At 74.4% G+C, this 22,220-nt stretch carries 24 protein-coding genes and 1 tRNA gene; 11 read left to right on the forward strand and 14 right to left on the reverse strand.

The features are described from left to right. The first annotated feature begins 15 nt into the window (after positions 1 to 15). Positions 16 to 1,293: a saccharopine dehydrogenase family protein gene (locus ACZ6AQ_RS23970; RefSeq protein WP_468762133.1), complete on the forward strand. Its 1,278-nt coding sequence runs from the start codon at positions 16 to 18 to the stop codon at positions 1,291 to 1,293. Positions 1,294 to 1,431: 138 nt separating this feature from the next. On the opposite strand, the gene ACZ6AQ_RS23975 is transcribed toward ACZ6AQ_RS23970, so the two are convergent. Beyond that, entirely contained in the window at positions 1,432 to 2,136 is a 705-nt protein-coding gene (locus tag ACZ6AQ_RS23975) for an endonuclease V (protein WP_468762134.1), read from the reverse strand. Between the two features lie 81 nt (positions 2,137 to 2,217). Here ACZ6AQ_RS23975 and ACZ6AQ_RS23980 point away from each other — a divergent pair, with 81 nt between their 5' ends. Next, positions 2,218 to 2,526 carry a YciI family protein gene (locus ACZ6AQ_RS23980; protein WP_468762136.1) on the forward strand — a complete coding sequence of 103 codons (309 nt, stop codon included), beginning with the start codon at positions 2,218 to 2,220 and terminating at the stop codon, positions 2,524 to 2,526. Between the two features lie 93 nt (positions 2,527 to 2,619). Here the strand turns inward: ACZ6AQ_RS23980 and ACZ6AQ_RS23985 are convergent, their stop codons facing one another. Continuing rightward, positions 2,620 to 3,030: a RidA family protein gene (locus tag ACZ6AQ_RS23985; RefSeq protein ID WP_468762138.1), complete on the reverse strand. Its 411-nt coding sequence runs from the start codon at positions 3,028 to 3,030 to the stop codon at positions 2,620 to 2,622. A 78-nt stretch (positions 3,031 to 3,108) separates the two neighbouring features. Then, positions 3,109 to 4,221, reverse strand: a complete 1,113-nt coding sequence (locus ACZ6AQ_RS23990; RefSeq protein ID WP_468762323.1) for a WD40/YVTN/BNR-like repeat-containing protein — start codon at positions 4,219 to 4,221, stop codon at positions 3,109 to 3,111. 359 nt (positions 4,222 to 4,580) lie between these two features. Between ACZ6AQ_RS23990 and ssgD the strand changes: the two genes are divergently transcribed. The 3 genes from ssgD (at position 4,581) to ACZ6AQ_RS24005 (ending at position 8,238) form a co-directional block, all read left to right on the forward strand. Continuing rightward, positions 4,581 to 4,997: a spore wall synthesis regulator SsgD gene (gene ssgD, locus ACZ6AQ_RS23995; protein ID WP_388697069.1), complete on the forward strand. Its 417-nt coding sequence runs from the start codon at positions 4,581 to 4,583 to the stop codon at positions 4,995 to 4,997. A 383-nt stretch (positions 4,998 to 5,380) separates the two neighbouring features. Then, complete coding sequence (locus ACZ6AQ_RS24000; protein ID WP_468762140.1) at positions 5,381 to 7,024, forward strand: ABC-F family ATP-binding cassette domain-containing protein; 1,644 nt, start codon at positions 5,381 to 5,383, stop codon at positions 7,022 to 7,024. A gap of 239 nt (positions 7,025 to 7,263) precedes the next feature. Beyond that, entirely contained in the window at positions 7,264 to 8,238 is a 975-nt protein-coding gene (locus ACZ6AQ_RS24005) for an acyl-ACP desaturase (RefSeq protein WP_468762141.1), read from the forward strand. A 43-nt stretch (positions 8,239 to 8,281) separates the two neighbouring features. Here ACZ6AQ_RS24005 and ACZ6AQ_RS24010 read toward each other — a convergent pair whose 3' ends face one another. Beyond that, complete coding sequence (locus tag ACZ6AQ_RS24010; protein ID WP_388697298.1) at positions 8,282 to 8,539, reverse strand: WhiB family transcriptional regulator; 258 nt, start codon at positions 8,537 to 8,539, stop codon at positions 8,282 to 8,284. Positions 8,540 to 9,064: 525 nt separating this feature from the next. Here ACZ6AQ_RS24010 and ACZ6AQ_RS24015 point away from each other — a divergent pair. After that, positions 9,065 to 9,313 carry a hypothetical protein gene (locus ACZ6AQ_RS24015; protein ID WP_468762325.1) on the forward strand — a complete coding sequence of 83 codons (249 nt, stop codon included), beginning with the start codon at positions 9,065 to 9,067 and terminating at the stop codon, positions 9,311 to 9,313. 98 nt (positions 9,314 to 9,411) lie between these two features. Here ACZ6AQ_RS24015 and ACZ6AQ_RS24020 read toward each other — a convergent pair whose 3' ends face one another. Then, positions 9,412 to 9,849 carry a YchJ family protein gene (locus ACZ6AQ_RS24020; RefSeq protein WP_468762143.1) on the reverse strand — a complete coding sequence of 146 codons (438 nt, stop codon included), beginning with the start codon at positions 9,847 to 9,849 and terminating at the stop codon, positions 9,412 to 9,414. Between the two features lie 95 nt (positions 9,850 to 9,944). Between ACZ6AQ_RS24020 and ACZ6AQ_RS24025 the strand changes: the two genes are divergently transcribed. After that, positions 9,945 to 11,288, forward strand: coding sequence for a 6-phospho-beta-glucosidase (locus ACZ6AQ_RS24025; RefSeq protein WP_468762145.1), 1,344 nt, complete (start codon positions 9,945 to 9,947; stop codon positions 11,286 to 11,288). A gap of 73 nt (positions 11,289 to 11,361) precedes the next feature. Here ACZ6AQ_RS24025 and ACZ6AQ_RS24030 read toward each other — a convergent pair whose 3' ends face one another. The 3 genes from ACZ6AQ_RS24030 to ACZ6AQ_RS24040 all read right to left on the reverse strand — a co-directional run bounded on the left by ACZ6AQ_RS24030 (position 11,362) and on the right by ACZ6AQ_RS24040 (position 13,366). After that, positions 11,362 to 12,180, reverse strand: coding sequence for an SAM-dependent methyltransferase (locus ACZ6AQ_RS24030; RefSeq protein WP_468762146.1), 819 nt, complete (start codon positions 12,178 to 12,180; stop codon positions 11,362 to 11,364). 73 nt (positions 12,181 to 12,253) lie between these two features. After that, complete coding sequence (locus ACZ6AQ_RS24035; RefSeq protein WP_030215754.1) at positions 12,254 to 12,490, reverse strand: DUF397 domain-containing protein; 237 nt, start codon at positions 12,488 to 12,490, stop codon at positions 12,254 to 12,256. After that, the gene (locus ACZ6AQ_RS24040; protein ID WP_468762148.1) at positions 12,491 to 13,366 is read right to left on the reverse strand and encodes a helix-turn-helix domain-containing protein; all 876 of its coding nucleotides are present in this window, start codon (positions 13,364 to 13,366) and stop codon (positions 12,491 to 12,493) included. A 264-nt stretch (positions 13,367 to 13,630) separates the two neighbouring features. Between ACZ6AQ_RS24040 and ACZ6AQ_RS24045 the strand changes: the two genes are divergently transcribed. From ACZ6AQ_RS24045 to ACZ6AQ_RS24055, 3 genes are read left to right on the forward strand one after another with little or no spacing between them, the layout of a single operon-like run. Beyond that, complete coding sequence (locus ACZ6AQ_RS24045; protein WP_468762150.1) at positions 13,631 to 14,068, forward strand: ATP-binding protein; 438 nt, start codon at positions 13,631 to 13,633, stop codon at positions 14,066 to 14,068. A 5-nt stretch (positions 14,069 to 14,073) separates the two neighbouring features. Then, positions 14,074 to 14,589, forward strand: a complete 516-nt coding sequence (locus ACZ6AQ_RS24050) for a hypothetical protein (RefSeq protein ID WP_468762152.1) — start codon at positions 14,074 to 14,076, stop codon at positions 14,587 to 14,589. Between the two features lie 34 nt (positions 14,590 to 14,623). Further along, positions 14,624 to 15,346: a class I SAM-dependent methyltransferase gene (locus ACZ6AQ_RS24055; protein ID WP_468762154.1), complete on the forward strand. Its 723-nt coding sequence runs from the start codon at positions 14,624 to 14,626 to the stop codon at positions 15,344 to 15,346. A 259-nt stretch (positions 15,347 to 15,605) separates the two neighbouring features. Here ACZ6AQ_RS24055 and ACZ6AQ_RS24060 read toward each other — a convergent pair. The 6 genes from ACZ6AQ_RS24060 to ACZ6AQ_RS24085 form a co-directional block, all read right to left on the reverse strand. Continuing rightward, a tRNA-Leu gene (locus ACZ6AQ_RS24060) sits at positions 15,606 to 15,693 on the reverse strand. 406 nt (positions 15,694 to 16,099) lie between these two features. Then, positions 16,100 to 16,750: a class F sortase gene (locus ACZ6AQ_RS24065; RefSeq protein ID WP_468762155.1), complete on the reverse strand. Its 651-nt coding sequence runs from the start codon at positions 16,748 to 16,750 to the stop codon at positions 16,100 to 16,102. A gap of 143 nt (positions 16,751 to 16,893) precedes the next feature. Continuing rightward, the gene (locus tag ACZ6AQ_RS24070; protein ID WP_468762157.1) at positions 16,894 to 17,619 is read right to left on the reverse strand and encodes a hypothetical protein; all 726 of its coding nucleotides are present in this window, start codon (positions 17,617 to 17,619) and stop codon (positions 16,894 to 16,896) included. A gap of 164 nt (positions 17,620 to 17,783) precedes the next feature. After that, on the reverse strand, positions 17,784 to 18,731 hold the full coding sequence (locus ACZ6AQ_RS24075) for a beta-ketoacyl-ACP synthase III (RefSeq protein ID WP_468762159.1): 948 nt from the start codon (positions 18,729 to 18,731) through the stop codon (positions 17,784 to 17,786). A gap of 254 nt (positions 18,732 to 18,985) precedes the next feature. After that, positions 18,986 to 19,369: a (2Fe-2S) ferredoxin domain-containing protein gene (locus tag ACZ6AQ_RS24080; protein ID WP_468762161.1), complete on the reverse strand. Its 384-nt coding sequence runs from the start codon at positions 19,367 to 19,369 to the stop codon at positions 18,986 to 18,988. Next, on the reverse strand, positions 19,366 to 19,887 hold the full coding sequence (locus ACZ6AQ_RS24085) for an isochorismatase family protein (RefSeq protein ID WP_468762162.1): 522 nt from the start codon (positions 19,885 to 19,887) through the stop codon (positions 19,366 to 19,368). Before ACZ6AQ_RS24085 ends, ACZ6AQ_RS24080 begins: the two co-directional genes overlap by 4 nt. A gap of 468 nt (positions 19,888 to 20,355) precedes the next feature. Between ACZ6AQ_RS24085 and ACZ6AQ_RS24090 the strand changes: the two genes are divergently transcribed. After that, the gene (locus tag ACZ6AQ_RS24090) at positions 20,356 to 22,179 is read left to right on the forward strand and encodes an AMP-dependent synthetase/ligase (protein ID WP_468762164.1); all 1,824 of its coding nucleotides are present in this window, start codon (positions 20,356 to 20,358) and stop codon (positions 22,177 to 22,179) included. Positions 22,180 to 22,220 lie beyond the last annotated feature (41 nt).

Genomic DNA, 22,220 nt, shown 5'->3' on the forward strand with positions numbered 1-22,220 from the left:
GAAGCGAGGGGCTGGATGGCGACAGGGGCGGGCACGGGGCGGGGCGCCGGGGCGGACCGGGGCGGCGGTTCCGGAGCGGACGGCGGAGCGGGGCCGGAACGGGGGGCGGGGTCCGGGCGCACGGCCAGGCCGTACGACGTGGTGCTCTTCGGGGCCACGGGGTTCGTGGGCGGGCTCACGGCGGAGTACCTGGCCGAACACGCCCCCGAGGGGTGCCGCTGGGCGCTCGCGGGGCGCGACCTCGGCAGGCTGGAGGCCCTGCGGGACCGGCTCGCCTCGGCGCGCCCGCGCCTCGCCGGCCTCCCCCTGGTCCTCGCGGACTCCGGCGACCCGGAGTCGCTGCGCGAACTCGCCTCCTCCGCGAGGGTCGTGGCGACGACGGTCGGCCCCTACGTCTGGTACGGCGAAGGGCTCGTCGCCGCCTGCGCGGAGGCCGGCACGGACTACCTGGACCTGACGGGCGAGGCCGAGTTCGTGGACCTGACCTACGTGCGGCACGACGCCCGCGCCCGGGAGACCGGCGCCCGGATCGTGCACGCCTGCGGCTTCGACTCCGTCCCGCACGACCTGGGCGTGCACTTCACCGTGGCGCAGCTCCCGGAGGGCGTGCCGCTGCGCGTGGACGGCTTCGTACGGGCCGGGGCCGCCTTCTCCGGCGGCACCTTCGCCTCCGCGCTGACCGCGCTCGGCCGGGGCCGGAAGGTCCTGCGGGCCGCGCGCGAACGGCGCCTGCACGAGCCCCGGCTCGTGGGCCGCCGGTCGCGCGCGCCGCTCGGCGGCCCCCGGTTCAGCCGGGAGACGGGCACCTGGGCGCTGCCGCTGCCGACGCTGGACCCGCAGGTCGTGGCGCGTTCGGCGGCGGCCCTGGAGCGGTACGGCCCGGACTTCCGCTACCGGCACTACGCCTCCGTGAAGACGCTCCCGATGGCGCTCGGCGGCACGGCCGCCGTCGGAGCGTGCGCGGCGGCGGCCCAGATCCCGCCGGTGCGCGACTGGCTGATGGGACGTCACCGGGCCGGTACGGGTCCGTCGGCCGAGCGCCGCGCCCGCAGCTGGTTCTCCGTGCGGTTCGTGGGCGAAGGCGGCGGCCGGCGGGTCCTCACGGAGGTCTCGGGCGGCGACCCGGGGTACGACGAGACGGCCAGGATGCTCGCCGAGTCGGCCCTCTGCCTCGCCTTCGACCCGCTGCCGGAGACCGCCGGGCAGGTGACGACGGCGGTGGCGATGGGCGACGCCCTCACCGCCCGGCTCCGGGCGGCGGGCATCCGCTTCCGGGTGGCGCACCGGGGCTAGGCCGTACGCCGGAAGGAGCGTCCGGCCCCTGGTCCGGGGCTTCTTCGCGCCGGGGCGGGCCTCGGAGCACGAGACGGAACGGGGGGCCGGCCGGGTCCGCGTAGACGCGCCGGGCCGGGTCGGCGTCCGTACCCGTGCTCAGCGGGGTCCGGACGTCCCCCGTGCCTCTTCGAGGGCGCGGCGGCACAGGGAGTCGGCGCGGCGGGTGGTCTCGGGGAGGCGGTAGCGCGGGGTCAGGTGGAGGGTGTGGGCACAGGCGCGGGCGAGGGAGACCCGGTGGCCGACGGAGACGAAGACCGGTTTGACCCCGGTCCGGGTGCGCACGGCCCGGCCCACCTCCTCGCCGTCGGCGAGCAGCGGGGCGGAGTCGCCGCGCGCGGGACCGGGCTCTCCGTACGTGAAGGCGAAGGGGTTCTTGGCGACGCCGACGGACGGGTGTCCGGTGAGCACGCCGAGGTGGGAGGCGAGGCCGAAGCGCCGGGGGTGGGCGAGGCCGTAGCCGTCGCAGACCAGGAGGCCGGGGTCGGCGGTCAGGGCGTCGAGCGCGGCGAGGACGGTCGGGACCTCCCGGAAGGCGAGGAGCCCGGGGACGTACGGGAAGGAGACCCGGCCGACCGCCGTCGCCTCCTCGACCACCTCCAGGGTCCGGGCGTCGAGCACGACGGCCGCCGCGGCGACGAGGTCCCGCTCGTCGTCGTAGGCCACGTCGAGTCCCGTGACGTGGCCCTCGCCGGCCTCCGGCCCCGTCTCGTCCCGCACCAGCCGCTCCCGCAGCTCCCGCTGGACGGCGAGGGCGGTGGTCTCGTCGGCGGGCCAGCCCGCCGGAATTCCGATGATCCTCATGATGCGGTCACCCTACGTCCGGCCGGACGCCCGCCCACGGACCCGGTGGGGCGTCCGGGGGCGGGCGGTAGCCTGGCGATCATGTTCGTACTGGAATTGACCTACACCGCGCCCGTCGAGCGGGTGGACGCGCTGTTCGACGACCACATCGCCTGGCTCGACGAGCAGTACGCCGCCGGCGTGTTCCTGGCGTCGGGGCGGAAGAACCCCCGGGACGGCGGGGTGATCCTGGCCGCCGGGGTCGACCGCGCGCGGATCGAGGAGATCGCGGCGGCCGACCCGTTCAGCACCGGGGGCGTGTGCGCGTACCGGATCACGGAGTTCCACGCGACCAGGACGGCCGAGGGGATCGCCGCGTACCAGGAGCGGCTGCCCTCCCAGGGCGGGTGACCACGGCCGCCCCGGGCCGGGTCTTCGGCCCGGCGGGTCCCCGTGCGGGCCGCCGGGTCCGGGGCGCCGTCCGGCGCCCGGTGACGAAGGGGTTCAGTCGGGCAGGGCCACGGTGAGGTCGACCTCGACGAGCTGTCCGGTGAAGCCGAGTTGGGCCACGCCCAACAGCGTGCTGGCGGTGGTGAACGCCGGGCCGAGAGCCGAGTCGGTGAGCCGGTGCCAGGCGACGCCCAGGGCGTCCCTGTCCTCGCTGCGCACGTAGATCACCGAGCGGACCACGTGCCGCGGCTCGGCATCCACCGCCGCCAGCGCGGCGAGTGCGTTCGCGACCACCTGGTCGACCTGTGCTTCGAGCGATCCGGAACCGACGAGGGAACCGCTCCGGTCGAGCGGGCACTGCCCCGCCAGGTAGGCCGTGCGCCCGGCCTCCACCACGGTGACGTGGTGGTAGCCGGGCGTCTCGTGCAACTGCTCGGGGTTGATGCGCGTGATCTTCGCGGTCATGCCCGCGAGTGTGCCGGGCATGCCGTCGGCGCGCATCCGGATTTGTCCCGCCGCGCGGCACTCACGGCGGCCGGAAGGTCAGGGGACGGGCCGGTGGCGTGCCAGGTGCGCGACGCGACCCTGCTCGCCGGAGGCCCAGCAGGCGCCGTCCGGGGCGCAGTCCACCGTGTCGTACGAGCCGGTGTCGACCGTCCGCCAGGTGCGGCCGCCGTCGGTGGTCAGGTCCGTGCCGGTGGGGCCCACGGCGAGCGCGGACGTCCTGTCGTGCGGGAGCCAGGCGACGCCCGAGCGGTAGGCGGGCGGGGGCGCGGCCGGGGCGCGCCAGGTGCGGCCCGCGTCGGCGGTGACGGCGGCGGCCCGGGGGGACGGCCGGTCCTTGCGGTAGTCGCCGCCGACCGCGATGCCGTGCGCGCGGTCGCGGAAGGCGAGCCCGAAGACGCCCCGGGCCGGGTCGCCGGCCGGGACGGGCGAGTCGGTGGCGGTCCAGGTCAGTCCCCGGTCGGCGGAGTGCAGGACGCGGGCGGTGGCGCCGCCGCCCGTCGCGAGCCACACGTCCCGGGGACCGGCCGACACCAGGCACTGGCCGCTCGCCGCGAAACCGGCTTCGCCGGGGAGCGCGTCCGGCATCCCGGCGTTCGGCAGGACCCGCCAGGACCGGCCGCCGTCCCGGGTCGAGAGGATGCGGTACCTGCCGTCGACCGGATCGCTCATGGCGAGGCCGTTCCGGTGGTCGAAGAAGGTCATGCAGTCGTAGAAGGCGCGCGGGTCGGTGTTGCGGAAGGACTCGGTCCAGGTGGCGCCGCCGTCCTCGGTGCGCAGCACCCGCGATGCCTCCCCCTCCCCAATGGCGAGGACGACGGCCCGGCGGGCGTCGAAGGCTTCCACGTCGCGGAACTCCAGCCCCTCCGCGCCGGCCGGGGAAACGTTTCGCCAGCTTCTGCCCCCGTCGCCGGTGCGCAGCACCGTGCCCTTGGAGCCCGCGACCCAGGCGGTCCGGCGGTCGACCGCCGCGAGCCCCCGGAAGCGGGCGTCGGTCCCGGTCGGCGTGAGCCGCCAGCCGGGCTCCGGAGCGGACCGCTCGCCGGCCGCCGGAGCCGCCGGCCGGCCGGCGGCGGTCGCGGGGGGCTCCCCGGCCCGCGCCGGGGCGGTCGGGGTCAGCGCGAGCGCCGCCCCGACGAGTCCCGCCGCCATCGTTCGTCTCGTCTTCCCCATGGACGTCATGGCGCCGGAAGCTAGCGCCCGGGACCGCTCCCCGTCCAGGGTGCCCGGCCGGCCCGCGGGGCACACGGGCGGTGCCGTACGGCCCGGACGCCCTCGGGGACCGGTGGCGTCCGGGCCGTCACCGGCCCGGCGGCGCCCCCGCCCCGAAGCGCTTGCGGACGGACCGGGACGGCTCCGACCTGCCCGGACACCCCTCCGGCGGGTCCGGTGACACAGCTCACGCGCCACCGGAATGCACGTCCCGGCCCCGACGTCCGTCTTTCCGGGTGTCAGAAGCCCCGGTGTCGGGGAGACGCAGAAGATCCGAAGCCGTACGAGAGGAGCCGGTCTTGTCCGCCGTCATAGAGCAGGCCGTCCAGGCCCGTCTGGTCGCATCCGCTCCCCGGATGGAGACCGTCCCCGCCACCCTGCGGTACGACCGCGAGGATCCGTACGCCGTCAGCATGGCCTTCCCTCCCCCCGCGACCCTGGAGGGCGTCGAGGTCTCCTGGGCCTTCGCGCGCGACCTGCTCGTCCAGGGGGTCGAGCGCCCGGCCGGGGTCGGGGACGTGCGGCTGCGTCCGTACGGGTACGACCGGACCGTGGTGGAGTTCCACGCCCCGGAGGGGGTGGCCATGGTCCACGTCCGGACCTCGGAGCTGCGCCGGTTCCTGGAGCGCTCGCAGCACCTGGTCCCCGAGGGGCGCGAGCACCAGTACCTGGACTGGGACCACGACCTGACGGAGCTGTTCCGCGAGCACCCGTGACGGCCGCCCCGGTCCTCTTCCTCCCTCCTCCCTCCTCCCTCTCCCTCCCTCCTCCCTCTCCCTCCCTCCCTCCTCCCTTCTTCTCACCTTCGCCTCCTCTTCTCCTCCGCAGCGGCGCGGTCGTCTCCCGGTCCGGCACCACCGCGCCGTAAATCATTTGCGCCTCCCCGATCGGGGCCGTACCGTCGGTGACGACTCTGCCGTCACCCGATCGGAGAAGGACGTTGCTCGTCTGAGGTTGTGAGACACCGTGCCGCGCGTGCCCCCGTGCCGCGTGTGCCGTTCTCGACCTCGGCGTACGAGCCGTCTTCCCGCTGCCCGCGCCCCGGTGTCTCCCAAGCGCCGCACCAGTCCACCCGCGCTCGCGCCACCGGGAGTCCTCCATGGCACATCACCCCACGTTCATCACCTGCTCCTCGCTCTCCTTCTCCTGGCCGGACGGCACCGAGGTCTTCGACGACCTCCGGCTCGCCGTCGGTCCCGGCCGCACCGGCCTCGTCGGGCTCAACGGCTCCGGCAAGTCCACGCTGCTCAAACTGATCGCGGGCGAGCTGACGCCCTCCTCCGGCACGGTCCGGGTCACCGGCGAACTCGGTTACCTGCCGCAGAACCTGGTCCTGGACACCTCGCGCCGGGTCGACGAGATCCTCGGCATCGACGCGAAGCGGGCCGCCCTGCACGCCATCGAGGCGGGCGATCCGGCCGAGGAGCACTTCACCGCCCTCGCCGACGACTGGGACGTCGAGGAGCGGGCCCGCGCCACCCTCGACCAGCTCGGCCTGGACGGCATCGGCCTGGACCGGACCGTCGGCGAGATCTCGGGCGGCGAGTCCGTCCTGCTGCGCCTCGCCGCGCTGCTGCTCGCTCGGCCCGACGTCCTGCTGCTCGACGAACCGACCAACAACCTGGACCTGCGCGCCCGCGCGCGCCTCTACGAGGCGGTGGAGAAGTGGTCCGGGGTCCTGGTCGTGGTCAGCCACGACCGTGAACTCCTGGAGCGGGTCGACCAGATCGCCGACCTGCGGGACGGCGAGGTCGCCTGGTACGGCGGCGCCTGGTCGGACTACGAGGCGGCGCTCGCCGCCGAACAGGAGGCGGCGGAACGGATGGTGCGGGTCGCCGAAGCCGACGTGCAGCGACAGAAGCGGGAACTCGCCGACACCCAGGTGAAGTTGGCCCGCCGCAAGCGGTACGGGCAGAAGAGCTTCGAGAACAGGGTCGCGTCGAAGCTCGTGGCGAACAGCCAGAAGCGCAGCGCCCAGGTCACGGCCGGCAAGCAGCGCACGCTCCACAGCGAGCGCCTCTCGGAGGCCCGGGAGCGGCTCGACGCCGCGGTGGAGGCGGTGCGGGACGACGACGAGATCCGGGTCGAGCTGCCCCGCACCTCGGTGCCGCCGGGTCGCGAGGTGCTGCGCCTGCGGGACCTGGAGCTGCGGCACGGGGCCCGCGTGGAGGGCGAGTTCGAGCTGCGCGGGCCGGAGCGGATCGCGCTGGTCGGCCGGAACGGCGCGGGCAAGACGACGCTGCTCCGGACGATCGCCGGAGAGCTGGCCCCCCTGTCGGGCGAGCTGGAGGCGCGGGTGCCGCTCCGCTTCCTGCCGCAGCGGCTCGACGTCCTGGACGACGGGCTGAGCGTGGTGGACAACGTGGCCCGCTTCGCGCCCGGGGCCACCGCGAACGCGATCCGGGCCCGGCTCGCCCGGTTCCTGTTCCGGGGGGCGCGGGCGGACCGGGCCGTGGGCACCCTCTCCGGCGGGGAGCGGTTCCGGGCGACGCTCGCGGCCCTGCTCCTCGCGGAGCCGGCCCCGCAGCTGCTGATGCTGGACGAGCCGACGAACAACCTGGACATGGCGTCGGTGCGGAAGCTGACGGCGGCCCTCGACGCCTACGAGGGGGCGCTGGTCGTGGCGAGCCACGACGTGGCGTTCCTGGAGTCGCTCGGGATCACCCGCTGGCTGCTGCTCGACGGCGCGCTGCGCCCGACGACCGTCGAGGAGGTCCGCGAGCCGTTCACGGACGGGGACTGACCGTCCCCCGCGACCCGCCGGGCACCTGCGCTGCGTAGTCGGCCGGGTGCCCGGCGGGTGCCGCGCGGGGCGTGACCTGCGCCTTCCGTTCTCCATGGCGCGACACCCATGACCGAGCGTCACCGAATGTGACGGAGGCGGGCTTGGCCGGGGACTTACGGAGGCTTAACCTACGGTTTCGTAACCTACGAATCCGTAAGTACGTCCGCATGCCCCCTCTCCGTCCCCAGGAGTCTCCCGTGACGCTCACCTCTCCCTCCCTCGACAACTCGGCTGGGTGGACCGACGCACGGTTGCTCTACGCCCTGGAAGAGGTCGTGGAGAAGGAACTCAACCGTCACCTGAAGGTCACCAAGGACTGGATGCCGCACGAGTACGTGCCGTGGTCCGACGGCCGCAACTTCCCCGGCTTCTTCGAGGACGGCGAGGCGTGGGACCCGAAGCAGTCCAAGGTGACCGCGATCGGGAAGACCGCCCTCGTCGTCAACCTGCTCACCGAGGACAACCTCCCGAGCTACCACCACGAGATCGCCAGCCTCTTCGGCCGCGACGGCGCCTGGGGCACCTGGGTGCACCGCTGGACCGCCGAGGAGGGCCGGCACGGCATCGTGATGCGCGACTACCTGCTCGCCTCGCGCGCCGTCGACCCGGACGAGCTGGAGCGGTTCCGGATGGCGCACATGAGCGAGGGCTTCGAGTCCGACAACCGGCACTCGATGCTGCACTCCGTGGCGTACGTCGCCTTCCAGGAGCTGGCCACCCGCATCTCGCACCGCAACACCGGCCACCAGTCCGGCGATCCGGTCTGCGACCGGATGCTCGCCCGCATCGCCACCGACGAGAACCTGCACATGGTCTTCTACCGCAACCTGCTGGGTGCAGCCTTCGAGATCGCCCCCGACCCGACCATGATGGCCGTGCGGGACGTCGTGGTCGGCTTCCGGATGCCCGGCCACGGCATGCCGGGCTTCGAGCGGGCGGCGGCACAGATGGCGATCGGTGAGATCTACAACATGCGCATCCACCACGACGACGTCCTCCAGCCCGTGCTGCGCTTCCTCAAGGTCCTCCAGATCGACGGCCTGGGGCCCGAGGGGCTGCGCGCCCAGGAGGAGCTGGGCCTGTACATGGAGGGCCTGGACGCCGAGGCGAGCAAGTTCGACGAGAAGCTCGCGGCCCGCAAGGCCCGGCTCGCGGCCCGCGCGGCGCACTGACCGCCGGTTCCGTCACGTGGCGGACGGGTCCGTCCGCCACGCGTCAGCCCCGGCCGTGCTTCAGCCGGAAGCGCTCCTTCTCCGAGAGGCCGCCCCAGACGCCGAACCGCTCGTCGTGCTCCAGCGCGTACTCCAGGCAGGCCACGCGCCCCTCGCATGCCCCGCAGAGCCGTTTCGCCTCGCGGGTGGAGGAGCCGGGGGCGGGGAAGAAGAACTCCGGGCCGGCCTGGGCGCACAGGGCGTCCTCCTGCCAGGACATGTCGGGCTCCGGTGCGGTCAGTACGCTCGTGTGGATCTGCATGCCGTCCACGATGCCGGGGCGTCCTAAACGAGCCATCAACGTTCGATCAACGCGGCGCGCCGGGAGCGGGCGGGGTGCGCGGCGGCCCCGGCGGAAGCCGGACGGCGGCCCCGGACCTTCCCGGACGGGCGCCCCGGCGCGATCCCGCCGGAGAGGCGTGAAGGCATGCGTTCCGCCGGACCGGAAGCCGTTCGACGCCCGAGTGAGATGCTTCACATTCTATCGATGATCGATCTTCTTCAGTCCTCCTTCCCCGGAACGCGCGTTCGACAAACCTGCGTCGCCTCCGCAGGAAGGATGCGAAAAGGCCACGCGGCCGCGCACCCCCACACCTGCGGGAACGCCCCCGCCCGCGTCCGGCGCCGGCGCGGAGCCGTCCCGTCCGCGTCCGTACGCCTCCGCGAAGGCGCCCCCGGCCCGTCACCGTTCCGCGACATCTCCGTACCGGAACCCCTACCGCGATCCGGTACCTATGGGGGGACACTCTTCCGTACCCCTTCCGGACCCCCACTAGGACTGCCCGTGATCACCTCGTCCTCGCGCCTCGTCCCCGTCCCGATCCCCGACCGCGTGGCCGCGATGATCGGCTCCTGTCTGCCGCTGCACGTCCTGCAGGCCGAGGTCGACGCGGACTCCGCGGCCCGCGAGGTGTACCGGTTCCGGGGGCCGCTCTGCGCGGAGGACCGGGCGGACCGCGAGCACGCCCTCGCCGCCCTCGCGCGCGCCAACAAGATCCTCGCCAAGCACCACCCCCAACTGCCCGTCACCCCCTGACGGGGGCGCCCGTCGGCGCGCCCCCGCACGCGGGCGGACGGGCCGCCGCGCGCCGGGGCGGGGCGGCCCGTCCGTGGGGGCGGGGCGGGTGCGCCGGCCTACTCCGCGACGTCCCCGTCCACGTACACCCACGCCCCCTCGCGGCGGACGAAACGGCTCCGTTCGCGCAGCGCGCCCGGTTCCCCGCCGTGGAGGTGGCGGGCCGTGAAGGTGACGGTGCCGTGCTGGTGGAAGGCGGTGCCGCCGGTGGTCTCCTCGATCTTCAGGCCGGTCCAGCGCAGTTCCGGGTCGAAGTCGATCCCGTCCGGACGCGTCTCCGGGGCCCAGGTGCGCAGCAGGTACGCCTCGTCGCGGACGACGAAGGCGCTGTAGCGGGAGCGCATGAGGAGTTCGGCGGTGGGCGCGGTGCCGGCCGTGCCCGGGTGGAAACGGCCGCAGCACTCGCCGTAGGGGGCGTCCTGGCCACAGGGGCAGGGCGAGTCCGCGGTCACGGCGGGGGCCTGCGGGGTGCGGGGACGGGTCTTGCGTCGGGACATGCCGCCATTGTCCCCCACCCGGCGTCCGGGACCCGGCGCCCCGGGGCGCCCGCGCGGCCGCCCGCCCGGGGCGGGCGTCCCAGTAGCGTGAGGGCATGAGACTGACGATTCTCGGAGGCGGCGGATTCCGGGTGCCGCTGGTGTACGGCGCCCTCCTCGGTGACCACGCCGAGGGGCGGGTCACCCGGGTCACCCTGTACGACCCGGACGGGGCGCGGCTCTCCGCCGTCGCGCGGGTCCTCGCGGACCAGGCCGAAGGGGTGCCGGACGCGCCGGCGGTGACGGTGACGGGGGACCTCGACGAGGCGCTGCGCGGGGCGGACTTCGTCTTCTCCGCGATCCGGGTCGGCGGCCTGGAGGGCAGGGCGGCGGACGAGCGGATCGCGCTCGCCGAAGGGGTGCTCGGCCAGGAGACGGTGGGGGCGGGCGGGATCGCGTACGGGCTGCGGACCGTGCCCGTCGCGACGGCCGTCGCCCGGAAGGTCGCCGCGCTCGCCCCGGACGCCTGGGTCATCAACTTCACCAACCCGGCGGGCCTGGTCACGGAGGCGATGTCCCGGGTCCTGGGCGACCGGGTCGTCGGCATCTGCGACTCCCCCGTGGGCCTCGGCCGCCGGGTAGCCCGAGCCCTGGGCGCCGATCCGGACGAGGCGTGGATCGACTACGTGGGCCTCAACCACCTGGGCTGGCTGCGGGGGTTGCGGATCGGGGGCCGGGACGAGCTGCCCCGGCTGCTCGCCGACGAGGAGGCGCTCGGCTCCTTCGAGGAGGGCAGGCTCTTCGGCCCGGAGTGGCTGCGCTCGCTCGGCGCGGTTCCCAACGAGTACCTGCACTACTACTACTTCAACCGGGAGGCGGTGCGCGCCTACCGGAGCGCCGGGCGGACGCGCGGGGCGTACCTGCGCGACCAGCAGGGCGCCTTCTACGAGGAGATGGCCCGGCCGGGCACCGCGGCCCTGGCCGCCTGGCGCCGCACGCTCGCGGACCGGGAGGCCACCTACATGGCCGCCAACCGGGAGGCGGCCGGGGCCGGGGAGCGCGCCGAGGAGGACCTGGAGCCCGGCGGCTACGAGAAGGTGGCGCTCGCCCTGATGCGGGCGATCGCGCGCGACGAGCGGACGACGCTGATCCTCGACGTGCGCAACGGTTCGACGCTCTCCGTGCTCGACGCGGACGCGGTGGTCGAGGTGCCCTGCCTGGTGGACGCGAACGGCGCCCGTCCGGTGGCGGCGGCCCCGCTGCCGTACCACGCCGTCGGTCTGGTGACCGCCGTGAAGGCGGTGGAACGGGAGGTGCTGGCGGCGGCGGAGAGCGGTTCCCGGGAGACGGCGGTGAAGGCGTTCGCGCTGCATCCGCTGGTGGACTCGGTCGCGGTCGCCCGCCGGCTCGTGGAGGCGTACGCGGCGGAGCACCCGGGCCTCGCGTACCTGCGGAACTGAGCCGCCGGGGAGGCGGACGGCGGGGACCCGCGGACCGGGAGGCCCGCGGGTCCCGTCACGCCGTTCGCGGGGGTCAGAGCTTGCGGGCCACGCCCGCCCACCCCGGGATGGGCTCGTCGCCCTGGACCGGGACGGGCTCGCCCAGTTCGGGGTGCCACTCGGCGGTGAGCGAGACGCCGGGCTCGACGAGTTCCAGGCCGTCGAAGAACACGGCCAGCTCGTCGCGCGAACGGGGCCGCAGGGTCAGTCCGCGCTCCTTGTACAGGGCGACCGCCTGTGCCGACCCCTCGGGGTTGAAGTCCCCGGTGACGTGGGAGAGGACGAGGTAACTGCCCGGCGCGAGCTTCTCGACGATCTTGGCGACCAGGTCGTGCGCGCCGTCCTCGTCCCCGATGAAGTGCAGCAGGGCGAGCATCGACAGGGCGATGGGCTGGTCGAAGTCAAGGACCTTTCCGGCCCTTTCGAGGATGACCTCGGGCTCGCGGGCGTCCGCCTGGATGTACTCGGTGGCCCCCTCCGGGGTCGAGCGCAGCAGGGCGGCCGCGTGCGCGAGCACGATCGGGTCGTTGTCGCAGTAGACGATGCGGGACTCCGGCGCGGCCTGCTGCGCGATCTGGTGCAGGTTCGGCTCGGTCGGGATGCCGGTGCCGATGTCCAGGTACTGACGGACGCCGCGGGCGCTGAGCCAGCGGATGGCGCGGTGCATGAAAGCCCTGTTCACGCGGGCCATGTCCCGGCCCCGGGCGTCGAGGGTGAGGAGCTGGCGGGCCATCGCCTCGTCGACCGGGTAGTTGTCCTTGCCGCCCAGGAACCAGTCGTACATGCGCGCCGGATGCGGCTTGCTGGTGTCGATGCGTATCTCGCTGCGCGGGGCGGCGGGGTCCTGGGTCATCGGCTCTCCTGGTCGGGACGAACGAGGTGTACGGGAGCAAGAGTTACGCGATGCGCGGGGCGGGACGGAAGGGTCAGGTGAGCAGGAAATCAGCCTGACCGGATTTTGCCCCCCGGATGAAGGCTTCGATCTCTCCGTGGGTGTAGATGAGCGCGGGTCCCTCGGGGTCTGCGGACTGTCGCACGGCGACCCTGCCGTCGGCCAGTTTCATGGCCTCCACGCAGTTGCCCCCGTTCCCGCCGCTCCACGGCTTGTGCCATCCCTCGGCACCGAGTTCGGCGGCGGGCATGCCGTTGTATATGCGGTCCATTCACAGCTCCTCGCGGAGATTCCGGAGAATCTCCTTCGTGCGTTGTGCAGTCGCGGCCTGCGCCGCCATGCGGTCCATGACCTCCAGGTGGGACGCCACCTCGGGACGCGCGTCGAGGTAGACGGCGCCGGTCAGGTACTCGCTGTAGACCATGTCCGGGAGTTCGGGCACGGCGAAGCGGAAGAGCACGAACGGTCCGTAGGTGCCGGGGTGGTGGCCGGACGCGAACTCCGCGATCTGCAGGGTGACGTTCGGCATCTCGGCCGCCTCCAGCAACCGGTCGATCTGACCGCGCATCACGTCGGGCCCGTCGCCGACCGGCCGGCGGAACACCGTCTCGTCCATGATCACCCAGAACTTGGGGGCGTCCTCCCTGGTCAGCAGGGACTGACGCTCCATCCGCAGGGCCACGTGACGCTCGGTCCCCTCGTCCCCGGCGGCGTCGCCGCCGCCGCCGACCGCCCCCCCGCGCAGGATGGCGCGGGCGTACTCGGCGGTCTGGAGCAGACCCGGGACGAACTGGGGCTCGTACGCCCGGATGAGGCTCGCGGCGCCCTCCAGGCTCACGTACATGGAGAACCAGCCGGGCAGCACGTCGTGGTAGCGCTGCCACCAGCCGGGGAGGTTGGCCTCCTCCGCGAGGGCGACGAAGCCCTCCGCCTCGGAGTCCGTGATCCCGTACTCCTTCAGCAGGAGCTGCACGTACGGGATCTTCAGCGCGACTTCGGCGGTCTCCATCCGCCGGACGGTGGCCGGAGCCACCCGGAGGATCTTCGCGGCCTCCTCCCGCTTCATGCCGGCCCGCTCGCGCAGGTCCTGCAGCCGCTTTCCGAGGACGACCTGTCCCACCGTCGGGGCGGACCGCGGCTCGCTCACTGTCAGACCTCCCCGACGCACTGTTTCGACCGAGTGTGCCACGAAGGCGAGGCAGAGAGAACACGGCACTCTGCAATTTTCAGAGTGCCACTTGCCAAGTGTCCGACTCAGGAGGACAGTGTTCCGGTGAACCAGTACACGCTGCCGTCGTGCGTCTCCGCGCCCCGGCGCCGGCGCCGTACGGCAAGTCCTGCCCACTGTTGTGAGGAACCGGTCGTGGCTTCTGGTAACGCGCAGCCTTCAGGTCTCATGAGTCCCCGCGTCATGGCCCAGCGCCCACAGCCCCAGACCGGCACTCCCGCAGTCCGGCGCTTCGCCTTCGAGCTGCCGGCCCTCACCGTGTCGGTCGCGCGGGCCCGGCGGCTCGCGGAGGAACGGCTCATCGTCTGGGGCTGCGGGCCCGACGTACGGGACACGGTGTCCCTCGTCGTGTCCGAGCTGGTCACCAACGCCGTCGTGCACACCGCCAGCGGCCGTTTCGTCTGCGAGCTCCGCGAGGACGAGGAGAAGCTGCGGATAGCGGTACGGGACGAGGGCGGCCCGGCGGGACCGCGGATACGCGACTGCGGCGAGGACGAACGGGGCCGCGGCCTCCTCATCGTCGACGCGCTGTGCAGCGCCTGGGGCGCCGAGCGCACCGGCCACGGCACGTCGCAGACCGTCTGGGCGGAGCTGGACCACGGCACGGGCGACCCGTGCTGAGGTCGATGGCGACCCGCATGATGCCGCGGGCCCGCAGCAGGTACCCCGAGGCCGGATCCGCCCCGGCCCCCGGACGTGCCGGGGAACTCCGCCTCGACCTGGACGCCCACCACCCTTCCGGAGCCCGGGGCCCGGCCGGCTCCGCCCGCCCCCGGCGGCTGGACGCCACCCGCCTCAGCGTCCCCGCCGGCCTCCGCACCGGCCTCGGCTGCGACGCCGTCGGCGTCCCGGCCCGCTTCGGCTTCAAGATCCTCTCCCGGCTGCCCGCCAAGGGCTGCGTCTACGCCGACTCCGCCTGGTGGTGGTGGCTCGTCCCGGCCGGTTCCGACCTGGACCTCACCTGGCCGCTGCCCGCCTGCTACGCGCCCGGCGCCGAGATCCCGGACCGCCGCCCCCGCCTCGTCCACCGCCCCGACGGCAGCTCGCCCTACACGCCGCCGATCCCCCTGTACCTGCTGACCTGCCAGCTCACGGGCATCGCCCCGGCCTGGTCGGTGCCCCCGGTGCGCAGCGCGCTCTGACGCGCACCGGCCCCCACCGCATAGGGTCGGGTCCATGTCCACTCCGCAGGGTCCCACCCTCCGCGAACTGGCCGTCCAGGCGCTCTCCTCGGTGGAGCACGGCTACGACCTGCTCGCGGACAAGTTCGACGCGACCCCCTTCCGGACCTCCGACCGCCTCCTGGAGGCGGTGACCCGCACCCTGGAGCCCCTGGGCCCCTTCGACACGGGCCTCGACGTGTGCTGCGGCACCGGTGCCGGGCTCGGCGTCCTCCGCTCGGTCTGCGCGGGCCGGGTCGCGGGCGTCGACTTCAGCGCGGGCATGCTGGCCGGGGCGCGCCGCGCCCACCCCGACGCCGACCTGGTGCGCGCCGACGCCCTGGCCCTGCCCTTCGCCCCGGCCTTCGACCTGGCGGTCAGCTTCGGCGCCTTCGGCCACTTCCTCCCGGACGACCAGCGGACCCTCTTCTCCCGGGTCCACTCCTCCCTCCGCCCCGGCGGCACCTTCGCCTTCCCCCTCCCGGCCCCGCCGGCCGTCGGCTCGCGCTCCTACTGGGCCCTGTGGGGCTTCGACGCGGCGATGCGGGTCAGGAACGCGGTGCGGCGCCCGCCGTTCGTCATGTACTACCGCACCTTCCGCCTCACGGACGTCCGCACCCGCCTGGAGGAAGCGGGCTTCGACGTCTCCCTCGTCCCGGTCGAACCCCTGGGCCGCCGGGAGGACGGGAGCCCCCGGTGCAGGCTGGTGGTGGCGCGGAAGGGCGGGGCGCGTTTTTGACGTCCGGCCCGCTTCGGGGGGGAAGGAGGCTCCGACCGCGCCCGCTTCAAGCCCTCGACTCGGGGTTGCCCTCACGTGCCAGGCCGGAGAGGCGGCTTCAGTCGCAACGCTTGGTCCACGGAGTCCTCGGAGGCACCGGGCTCCCATCCCGATGTCTCGATCAAGGCTCATCGAGCGGATCGGGAGGGTCGAGACCCAGAAACGACGGATGGCCGACTGAGTCGTACGACTCGGCCGGCCATCCGTCCACTTTTCCTGCTGGTGTCCGAGGGGGGACTTGAACCCCCACGCCCGATAAAGGGCACTAGCACCTCAAGCTAGCGCGTCTGCCATTCCGCCACCCGGACAAGGTGTCTGTCGTCCCGGGGTTTCCCCCGCGGCGACAGAGATAACTCTACCAGGGGTTCGGGGCCCCTTTCACCAGCGTTTCCCGTGGTCAGTGGGGTGGCGGGAGGCCGTCGTCCCCGTTCCGGTCCCGCTCGCGCCGCCGCTTCCACGGTGCGCGATCGGGCGTGTACCGGACGTGAGGGCGGCCGGGGGGAGCCCGACGCCCCCCGACGCCGGCTCCGTGGGAGTCACCCTGGCCATCGTGGCCTGGTCCGGGCCAATCCCCCGTCCGGAGTCCGTCAGGTCGGCGCGGGGGCCGACGGACGCGGAGCGGTCCGGGCGGGTGGTGGTCCGGTGCGGGGCCGGGCGGCGGGCGGCGGGCGGCGGGCGGCGTAGGGCCGGTCGGTGGTGGTCGGTCGGCTCGCGTCAGTGGATCCCGGTCAGGCGGGCCGAGACGACCACGTTGCCCTCGTAGCCCCTCTCCCGCGTGAACGTGCCTCCGCAGGTGATCAGGCGTAGTTCCGGCACACCGGTGTCGCGGTAGACCCGTTCGGCGGGGAAGCCCTCCTTGGGGACGACCTCCGTCCCGTACACCGTGAAGACGGCGGTCCTGCCGTCGCGGCGGCGGATCTCCACGCGGCTGCCCTTGCCGACGGCGCCGAGGGCGTGGAAGACGGCCGGACCGGACGGGGTGTCGACGTGGCCGACGACGACGGCGGTGCCGCGTTCGCCCGGGGTGACCGCGCCGGTGAACCAGCCGGCCAGCCGGTCCTCCTCCGGGGGTGGCGGCTCGATCCACCCGTCGGCGTCGAGACCGACCCCGGTGACGGGCGCGTCGACGCGGGCGGCCGGGACGCGGACCCGGACCGGGGGCGAGGCGGACAGCGGGCCGGGGGCGGGGACGAGTGCGGCGGTACGGGCGCGGGTGCTGTCGGGGGCGGCGGCCGGGAGGGGCTGCGGCGGGCCGTCCGCCCGGAGTTCCTCCACACCTCCGCGCACGAAGTGCACCCCGACGAGGAGGACGACGGCGACGACGCCCCAGGCGCCGCGCCGGTCCGTGCCCTCCGACCACCCCACGTCCGCTCTCCTTCGTCGCCTTTCGTCGCCCTTCTCCGTCCGCCCCTGCGCCGCCGCCGTCCGTACGGGAATGGCGCCCCTCCGCCCCGGTCCTCGTCACACCGGGGCGGAGGGGCCGTTTCAGGTCCCCCCGGTTCCGGCCCTTAGGAACGGCCGCGGGTGTCGCGGCGGCGGGCCAGGACGACGGCGGCGCCGAGCGCGCCGACGATGAGCAGGGCGCCCGTCACCACCTCGGCCGTGAGGAACCCGTCGGAGGACTCCGCTCCGGAGGCCGTGGTCCCGTAGCCGGCCTTCACGCCCTTGTGCGCGGCGCCGGGGGGCGTGTGGGTGGCCTCGCCGTGCCCGGTCGTGTGTCCCGCCGTGGGCCCGGCGCCGTCGTGTTCCCACGCACCGGCCGTGGGTTCGGCCACGGGCCCGACGGCGTCGTGTTCCCACGCACCGGCCGTGGGCTCGGGCGTGGGTACGGCGCCCTCCTGGGTCCATGCCTCGCCGGTGTTCCCCGCGGCGCTTCCGCCGCTCTCGCCCTTGGCGACGGTGAGGCCGACGGTGCCCCGTTCGCCCCCGCAGTCGAAGGTGACCTCGTGCCGGGCGCCGGGCTCGGCGTCGGGGTCCACGGTCGCGGTGCCCGGACGGCCCTCGCCGAGGGTCACGGCGTCGAACACCCCGGAGGTGGCCGTCACGGACGGGGATCCGCAGCCCTCGGACGTGAGGGTGACGGTGCCGCCGGGGGCGACCGTCGTCGGGGTGACGGAGAAACCGAACGACGTGACGGTGGTGTCGTCCTCGGTCGCCAGGGCCGCGGGGCCCGCCGTCAGCACGGCGGCGGCACCGAACAGGGCGGCGGCGGTGACGACACGTATCGCGCGCATGGCGGTCCTCCGGATCGGACGAGGGCCCGGCCACGGAGCGTTTCCGCGGCCGGAAGGGGGCGGCCCTCACCGTGTTCGAAGCTAGGGCCGCCCCCGGTCCGCCGCCACCGGGATCCGCCGGACGGGGTACCGCCGCCGTCGCGACCCGGCGGCCCGCCCCCCGGTCACGGGACCCGGATCACCTGGCCGGCATAGGAGAGGTTGCCGCCGAAGCCGAAGAGCAGGACCGGGGCGCCGGACGGCAGTTCGCCGCGCTCGACCAGTTTGGCCAGGGCGAGCGGGATCGAGGCCGCGGAGGTGTTCCCGGAGTCGACGACGTCGCGGGCGACGATCGCGTGGACGGCGCCGATCTTCGCGGCGAGCGGCTCGATGATCCGCAGGTTGGCCTGGTGCAGGACCACGCCCGCGAGCTCCTCGGGGGCGACCCCGGAGCGTTCGCACGCCTCGCGGGCGAGGGCGGGGAGCCGCTGGGTCGCCCAGCGGTAGACGCTCTGGCCCTCCTGGGCGAAGCGGGGCGGGGTGCCCTCGATGCGGACGGCGTGGCCCATCTCCGGGACGGAGCCCCACAGGACGGGGCCGATGCCCGGCTCCGCGCCGTCCTCGACCGCCTCGACGATCGCGGCGCCCGCGCCGTCGCCGACGAGGACGCAGGTGGTGCGGTCCGTCCAGTCGGTCACGTCGGTCATCTTGTCGGCGCCGATCACCAGGGCGCGGCGGGCCGCGCCCGCCCGTACGGTGTGGTCGGCGGTGGCCAGGGCGTGCGTGAAGCCGGCGCAGACCACGTTGAGGTCCAGGGTGGCGGGCGAGCCCATGCCGAGGCGGGCGGCGACGCGGGCGGCCGTGTTCGGCGAGCGGTCGATCGCGGTGGAGGTGGCGACGAGGACCAGGTCGATGTCGCCGGGGGCGAGGCCGGCGGCGGCCAGGGCCTTGCCGGCCGCGTGGGCGGCGAGTTCGTCGACGGGCTCGTCCGGCCCCGCGACGTGCCGGGTGCGGATGCCGACCCGGCTGGTGATCCACGCGTCGTCGGTGTCGACGATGTCGGCGAGGTCGTGGTTGGTCAGCACCCTGGCGGGCTGGTAGTGCCCGAGCGCGGCAATGCGAGTGCCCGTCATGCTCAGGGACCCCCTAGGTGGTTCGTTCGTCCGGCAGGACCACCCAGTCTTGCCAGCGACTGATGGGTAACCGGTGACGTAAACCACCAACGTTCACCCGTGCCGCTTGGACGACCGTGACAAGGGGCCGGGCGGGGCACGGACCCCGCCCGGCCTCCTCGTCCGGGCGGAACGGGGCGCGCCCGCGCGGGGCGGGGGCCGCCCCGGTCTCGGCGGGGTGCCCGGCTGGGAGGGCGCCCGCGCGGGAAGGGGGGTCAGTTCTTCGGCGGGTCGATCAGCTGGAGGGCGAGGGTCGCCGGAGGCGGGACGACGCCGGGGCCGCCCGCCTCGGTCCAGGCGAGGATGTCGTCGAGGCAGTCGTCGTCCGCGGCGAAGCCGACCCACGCGGCCCGTCCGCCGCGCCGCCGGCCCTCGGTGGAGGGCTGTACGACGACGACGTTGGCCTGGGCGCAGGGGCCGAGGCAGTCGCTGGTGCGGACGAGCAGCCGGCCGCCGGAGGCGGCGGCGGCCTCGCGGAACCGGGCGAGCTGGGCGTCGTGGTCGGTGCCGGGGTTCTTGCGGGCGTCGCCGCAGCAGCAGCCCCGGCAGACGACCAGGGAGCAGGGGCGGGCCCCGTACCGTATCGGGAACGGGGTCATTCCGGGCCGTCCAGGGTGATCGCCGCGACGGGGGCGACCGTGCCGAGGCGGGGGAAGTCGAGCGCGACGGAGGCGTGGTGCTCGTCGGCGGTGAGGGCGGACATGGCGTCCTCCGCGAAGACGAGGTCGTAACCGAGGTCGCAGGCGGCGCGGGCGGTGGACTCGACGCCGAGGTTGGTGGCGATGCCGCCGAGGACGAGGGTGGTGACGCCGAGGCCGGAGAGCAGTTCGTGGAGACCGGTCTCGTGGAAGCCGCCGACGGTCCGCTTGACGACGACCGGGTCGCCGTCCGCGACGAGGTCGGGGACGAGTTCGCTGCCGGGCGGCTGGACGGCGGTGTTCGGCCGCTCGACGCGGAGGTGGACGACGGGGGCGCCCGCGTCCCGGAAGGTGTCGGCGAGCCGGGCGGAGGCGGCGAGGACGTCGGTTCCGGTGCGGGGGGCGAGGGGCAGCGCGACGATGCGCTCCATCAGGTCCACGAGGAGGAGCGCGGTGCGGCCGGGATCGAGTGCGGGCATGGAAGCACCGTAGCGGCCCGGATGATCATCGGGGGGTGGACGGGGGTGTGATCCGGCCTACGGGCGGGAGGGCGGGCGGGGCGCGATCCGCCCCACGGGCAGAGGGACGGACGAGGCGCGATCCGGCCTGCGGGCAGAGGGACGGACGAGGCGCGATCCGGCCCACGGGCGGGGACGGACGGCGGCGTCCGCCCCGGGGCGGTCCGCGTGGGCGGTGCGTACAGATTCCGTGGAGATTCGCGCCCGGAGGGCGCCCCGCGCGGCCCGCGACGGGTGGGCGGCGGTCCCGGAGCGACACTCCCACCCATTCTGACCTGTGCGAACACGAAATGTCCCGGCTTCGCGAAGGTTCTCCCACCGGGTCATGGGGTGGGGTACCGTCACCGGCGCCGTACGGAGCGGAACTACGGGCTTTTCCCGCCAGCGAGCAGCCTTCGGGCAGCCATCGAGCCGTCGAGGAGCAGGTCAGTGCGCGAGTTCACCGTGCCGCCCGTCGAGGCGGCGCCTCAGGTCGGCGGTCTGGCGGACGCCGTGTTCGAGCACGCCCTGGCCGATCCCGGGCGGATCGCCTTCGGCCGCAAGGGCCCGGACGGGAAGTGGCGTGACGTGACGGCCGCCGGCTTCCGGGACGAGGTGTTGGGGCTCGCGAAGGGTCTCGTCGCGGAGGGGGTGCGGTTCGGCGACCGGGTCGCGATCATGGCCCGCACCCGTTACGAGTGGACGCTCTTCGACTTCGCCCTGTGGACGCTGGGCGCGCAGCCCGTGCCGGTGTATCCGACCTCCTCGGCCGAGCAGGTCCTCTGGATGCTGCACGACGCGGAGGTCACGGCGTGCGTGGTGGAGCACGAGGACCACGCCATGACGGTCGGCTCGGTGGTCGACCGGCTGCCCCGGCTGCGGCGGCTGTGGCAGCTCGACGCGGGCGCGGTGGCGGAGGTGACGGCGGCGGGGGCCGGCATCGACGAGGAGGTCGTGCACCGGCACCGGCGGGCGGTGACCCCGGAGACGGTGGCGACGGTCGTCTACACGTCGGGGACGACCGGCCGGCCCAAGGGGTGTGTGATCACCCACGCCAACCTCATGTTCGAGACGGACATGGTGAGGGGCCGCTGGGAGCCGGTGTTCGGGTCCCGGCCGGAGGAGCGGGCCTCGACGCTGCTGTTCCTGCCGCTGGCGCACGTCTTCGGGCGGATGGTGCAGGTCGCGGCCGTCCGGGGCGGGGTGAAGCTGGGGCACCAGCCCGTGATGGCGGCGGCCGGGCTGCTTCCGGACCTGGCGGCCTTCCGGCCGACCTTCGTCCTGGCCGTCCCGTACGTCTTCGAGAAGATCTTCCGGGCGGCACGGCGCGCGGCGGAGAGCGAGGGCAGGGCGGGCCCCTTCGACAAGGCCGTGGAGGTGGCGGTGGCGTACGCGGAGGCGCTGGAGCAGAGGGCGTTCGGGCGCGGTCCGGGTCCGTCGGCGGCGCTGCGCGTGCAGCACCGGTTCTTCGACAAGGCCGTGTACGGGAAGGTCCGGGCGGCCCTGGGCGGCCGGGTCCGGCACGCGATGTCGGGCGGTTCGGCCATGGACCGCCGGCTGGGGCTGTTCTTCGCGGGCGCGGGGATCTCGGTCTTCGAGGGGTACGGGCTCACCGAGTCCTCGGCCGCCGCCACGGCGAACCCGCCCGGCCGGGCCAAGTACGGCACGGTCGGGCAGCCGGTCCCGGGCACGACGGTGCACATCGCGGAGGACGGGGAGGTGTGGCTGCACGGCGGCCAGGTCTTCTCGGGCTACCTCAACGACCCGGCGGCGACCGCCGCCGTCCTGAGCGACGGCTGGCTGGCCACCGGGGACCTCGGCGCCCTCGACGAGGACGGTTATCTGACGATCACCGGGCGGAAGAAGGAGATCCTGGTGACGTCGAGCGGCAAGAGCGTCGTCCCGGGGGTCCTGGAGGACCGGGTGCGGGAGCATCCGCTGATCGCCCAGTGCATCGTCGTGGGCAACGACCGGCCGTACGTCGCCGCCCTGGTGACGCTCGACCGGGAAGCGGTGGAGCACTGGCTCGCGGTGCAGGGGCGGGCGCCGCTGGCCCCGGCCGACCTCGTCCGCGACCCGGCCCTGGAGACGGAGGTCCGGCGGGGCGTGGTGGCGGCGAACACGCTGGTCTCGCAGGCCGAGTCGATCCGGACCTTCCGGATACTGGCGCACCCCTTCAGCGAGGAGCACGGCCTGCTCACGCCCTCCCTGAAGCTGAAGAGGAAGGCGATCGAGCAGGCGTACGCGGCGGAGGTCGCGGCGCTGTACGGCTGAGCCGGAGGGGCGGCGCGGGCGGAGGCCGTGGCGCCGTACGG

This window comes from Streptomyces sp. NPDC041191 (assembly GCF_055591945.1).

Bases quoted from the DNA above. Each gene is read 5' to 3' on its own strand.
- ACZ6AQ_RS23970 (WP_468762133.1), top strand. From the start codon at position 16: ATGGCGACAGGGGCGGGCACGGGGCGGGGCGCCGGGGCGGACCGGGGC.
- ACZ6AQ_RS23975 (WP_468762134.1), bottom strand. From the start codon at position 2,136: ATGAGGATCATCGGAATTCCGGCGGGCTGGCCCGCCGACGAGACCACC.
- ACZ6AQ_RS23980 (WP_468762136.1), top strand. From the start codon at position 2,218: ATGTTCGTACTGGAATTGACCTACACCGCGCCCGTCGAGCGGGTGGAC.
- ACZ6AQ_RS23985 (WP_468762138.1), bottom strand. From the start codon at position 3,030: ATGACCGCGAAGATCACGCGCATCAACCCCGAGCAGTTGCACGAGACG.
- ACZ6AQ_RS23990 (WP_468762323.1), bottom strand. From the start codon at position 4,221: ATGGCGGCGGGACTCGTCGGGGCGGCGCTCGCGCTGACCCCGACCGCC.
- ACZ6AQ_RS24000 (WP_468762140.1), top strand. From the start codon at position 5,381: ATGGCACATCACCCCACGTTCATCACCTGCTCCTCGCTCTCCTTCTCC.
- ACZ6AQ_RS24010 (WP_388697298.1), bottom strand. From the start codon at position 8,539: ATGCAGATCCACACGAGCGTACTGACCGCACCGGAGCCCGACATGTCC.
- ACZ6AQ_RS24020 (WP_468762143.1), bottom strand. From the start codon at position 9,849: ATGTCCCGACGCAAGACCCGTCCCCGCACCCCGCAGGCCCCCGCCGTG.
- ACZ6AQ_RS24025 (WP_468762145.1), top strand. From the start codon at position 9,945: ATGAGACTGACGATTCTCGGAGGCGGCGGATTCCGGGTGCCGCTGGTG.
- ACZ6AQ_RS24030 (WP_468762146.1), bottom strand. From the start codon at position 12,180: ATGACCCAGGACCCCGCCGCCCCGCGCAGCGAGATACGCATCGACACC.
- ACZ6AQ_RS24035 (WP_030215754.1), bottom strand. From the start codon at position 12,490: ATGGACCGCATATACAACGGCATGCCCGCCGCCGAACTCGGTGCCGAG.
- ACZ6AQ_RS24045 (WP_468762150.1), top strand. From the start codon at position 13,631: ATGGCCCAGCGCCCACAGCCCCAGACCGGCACTCCCGCAGTCCGGCGC.
- ACZ6AQ_RS24050 (WP_468762152.1), top strand. From the start codon at position 14,074: ATGGCGACCCGCATGATGCCGCGGGCCCGCAGCAGGTACCCCGAGGCC.
- ACZ6AQ_RS24055 (WP_468762154.1), top strand. From the start codon at position 14,624: ATGTCCACTCCGCAGGGTCCCACCCTCCGCGAACTGGCCGTCCAGGCG.
- ACZ6AQ_RS24070 (WP_468762157.1), bottom strand. From the start codon at position 17,619: ATGCGCGCGATACGTGTCGTCACCGCCGCCGCCCTGTTCGGTGCCGCC.
- ACZ6AQ_RS24075 (WP_468762159.1), bottom strand. From the start codon at position 18,731: ATGACGGGCACTCGCATTGCCGCGCTCGGGCACTACCAGCCCGCCAGG.
- ACZ6AQ_RS24080 (WP_468762161.1), bottom strand. From the start codon at position 19,369: ATGACCCCGTTCCCGATACGGTACGGGGCCCGCCCCTGCTCCCTGGTC.
- ACZ6AQ_RS24085 (WP_468762162.1), bottom strand. From the start codon at position 19,887: ATGCCCGCACTCGATCCCGGCCGCACCGCGCTCCTCCTCGTGGACCTG.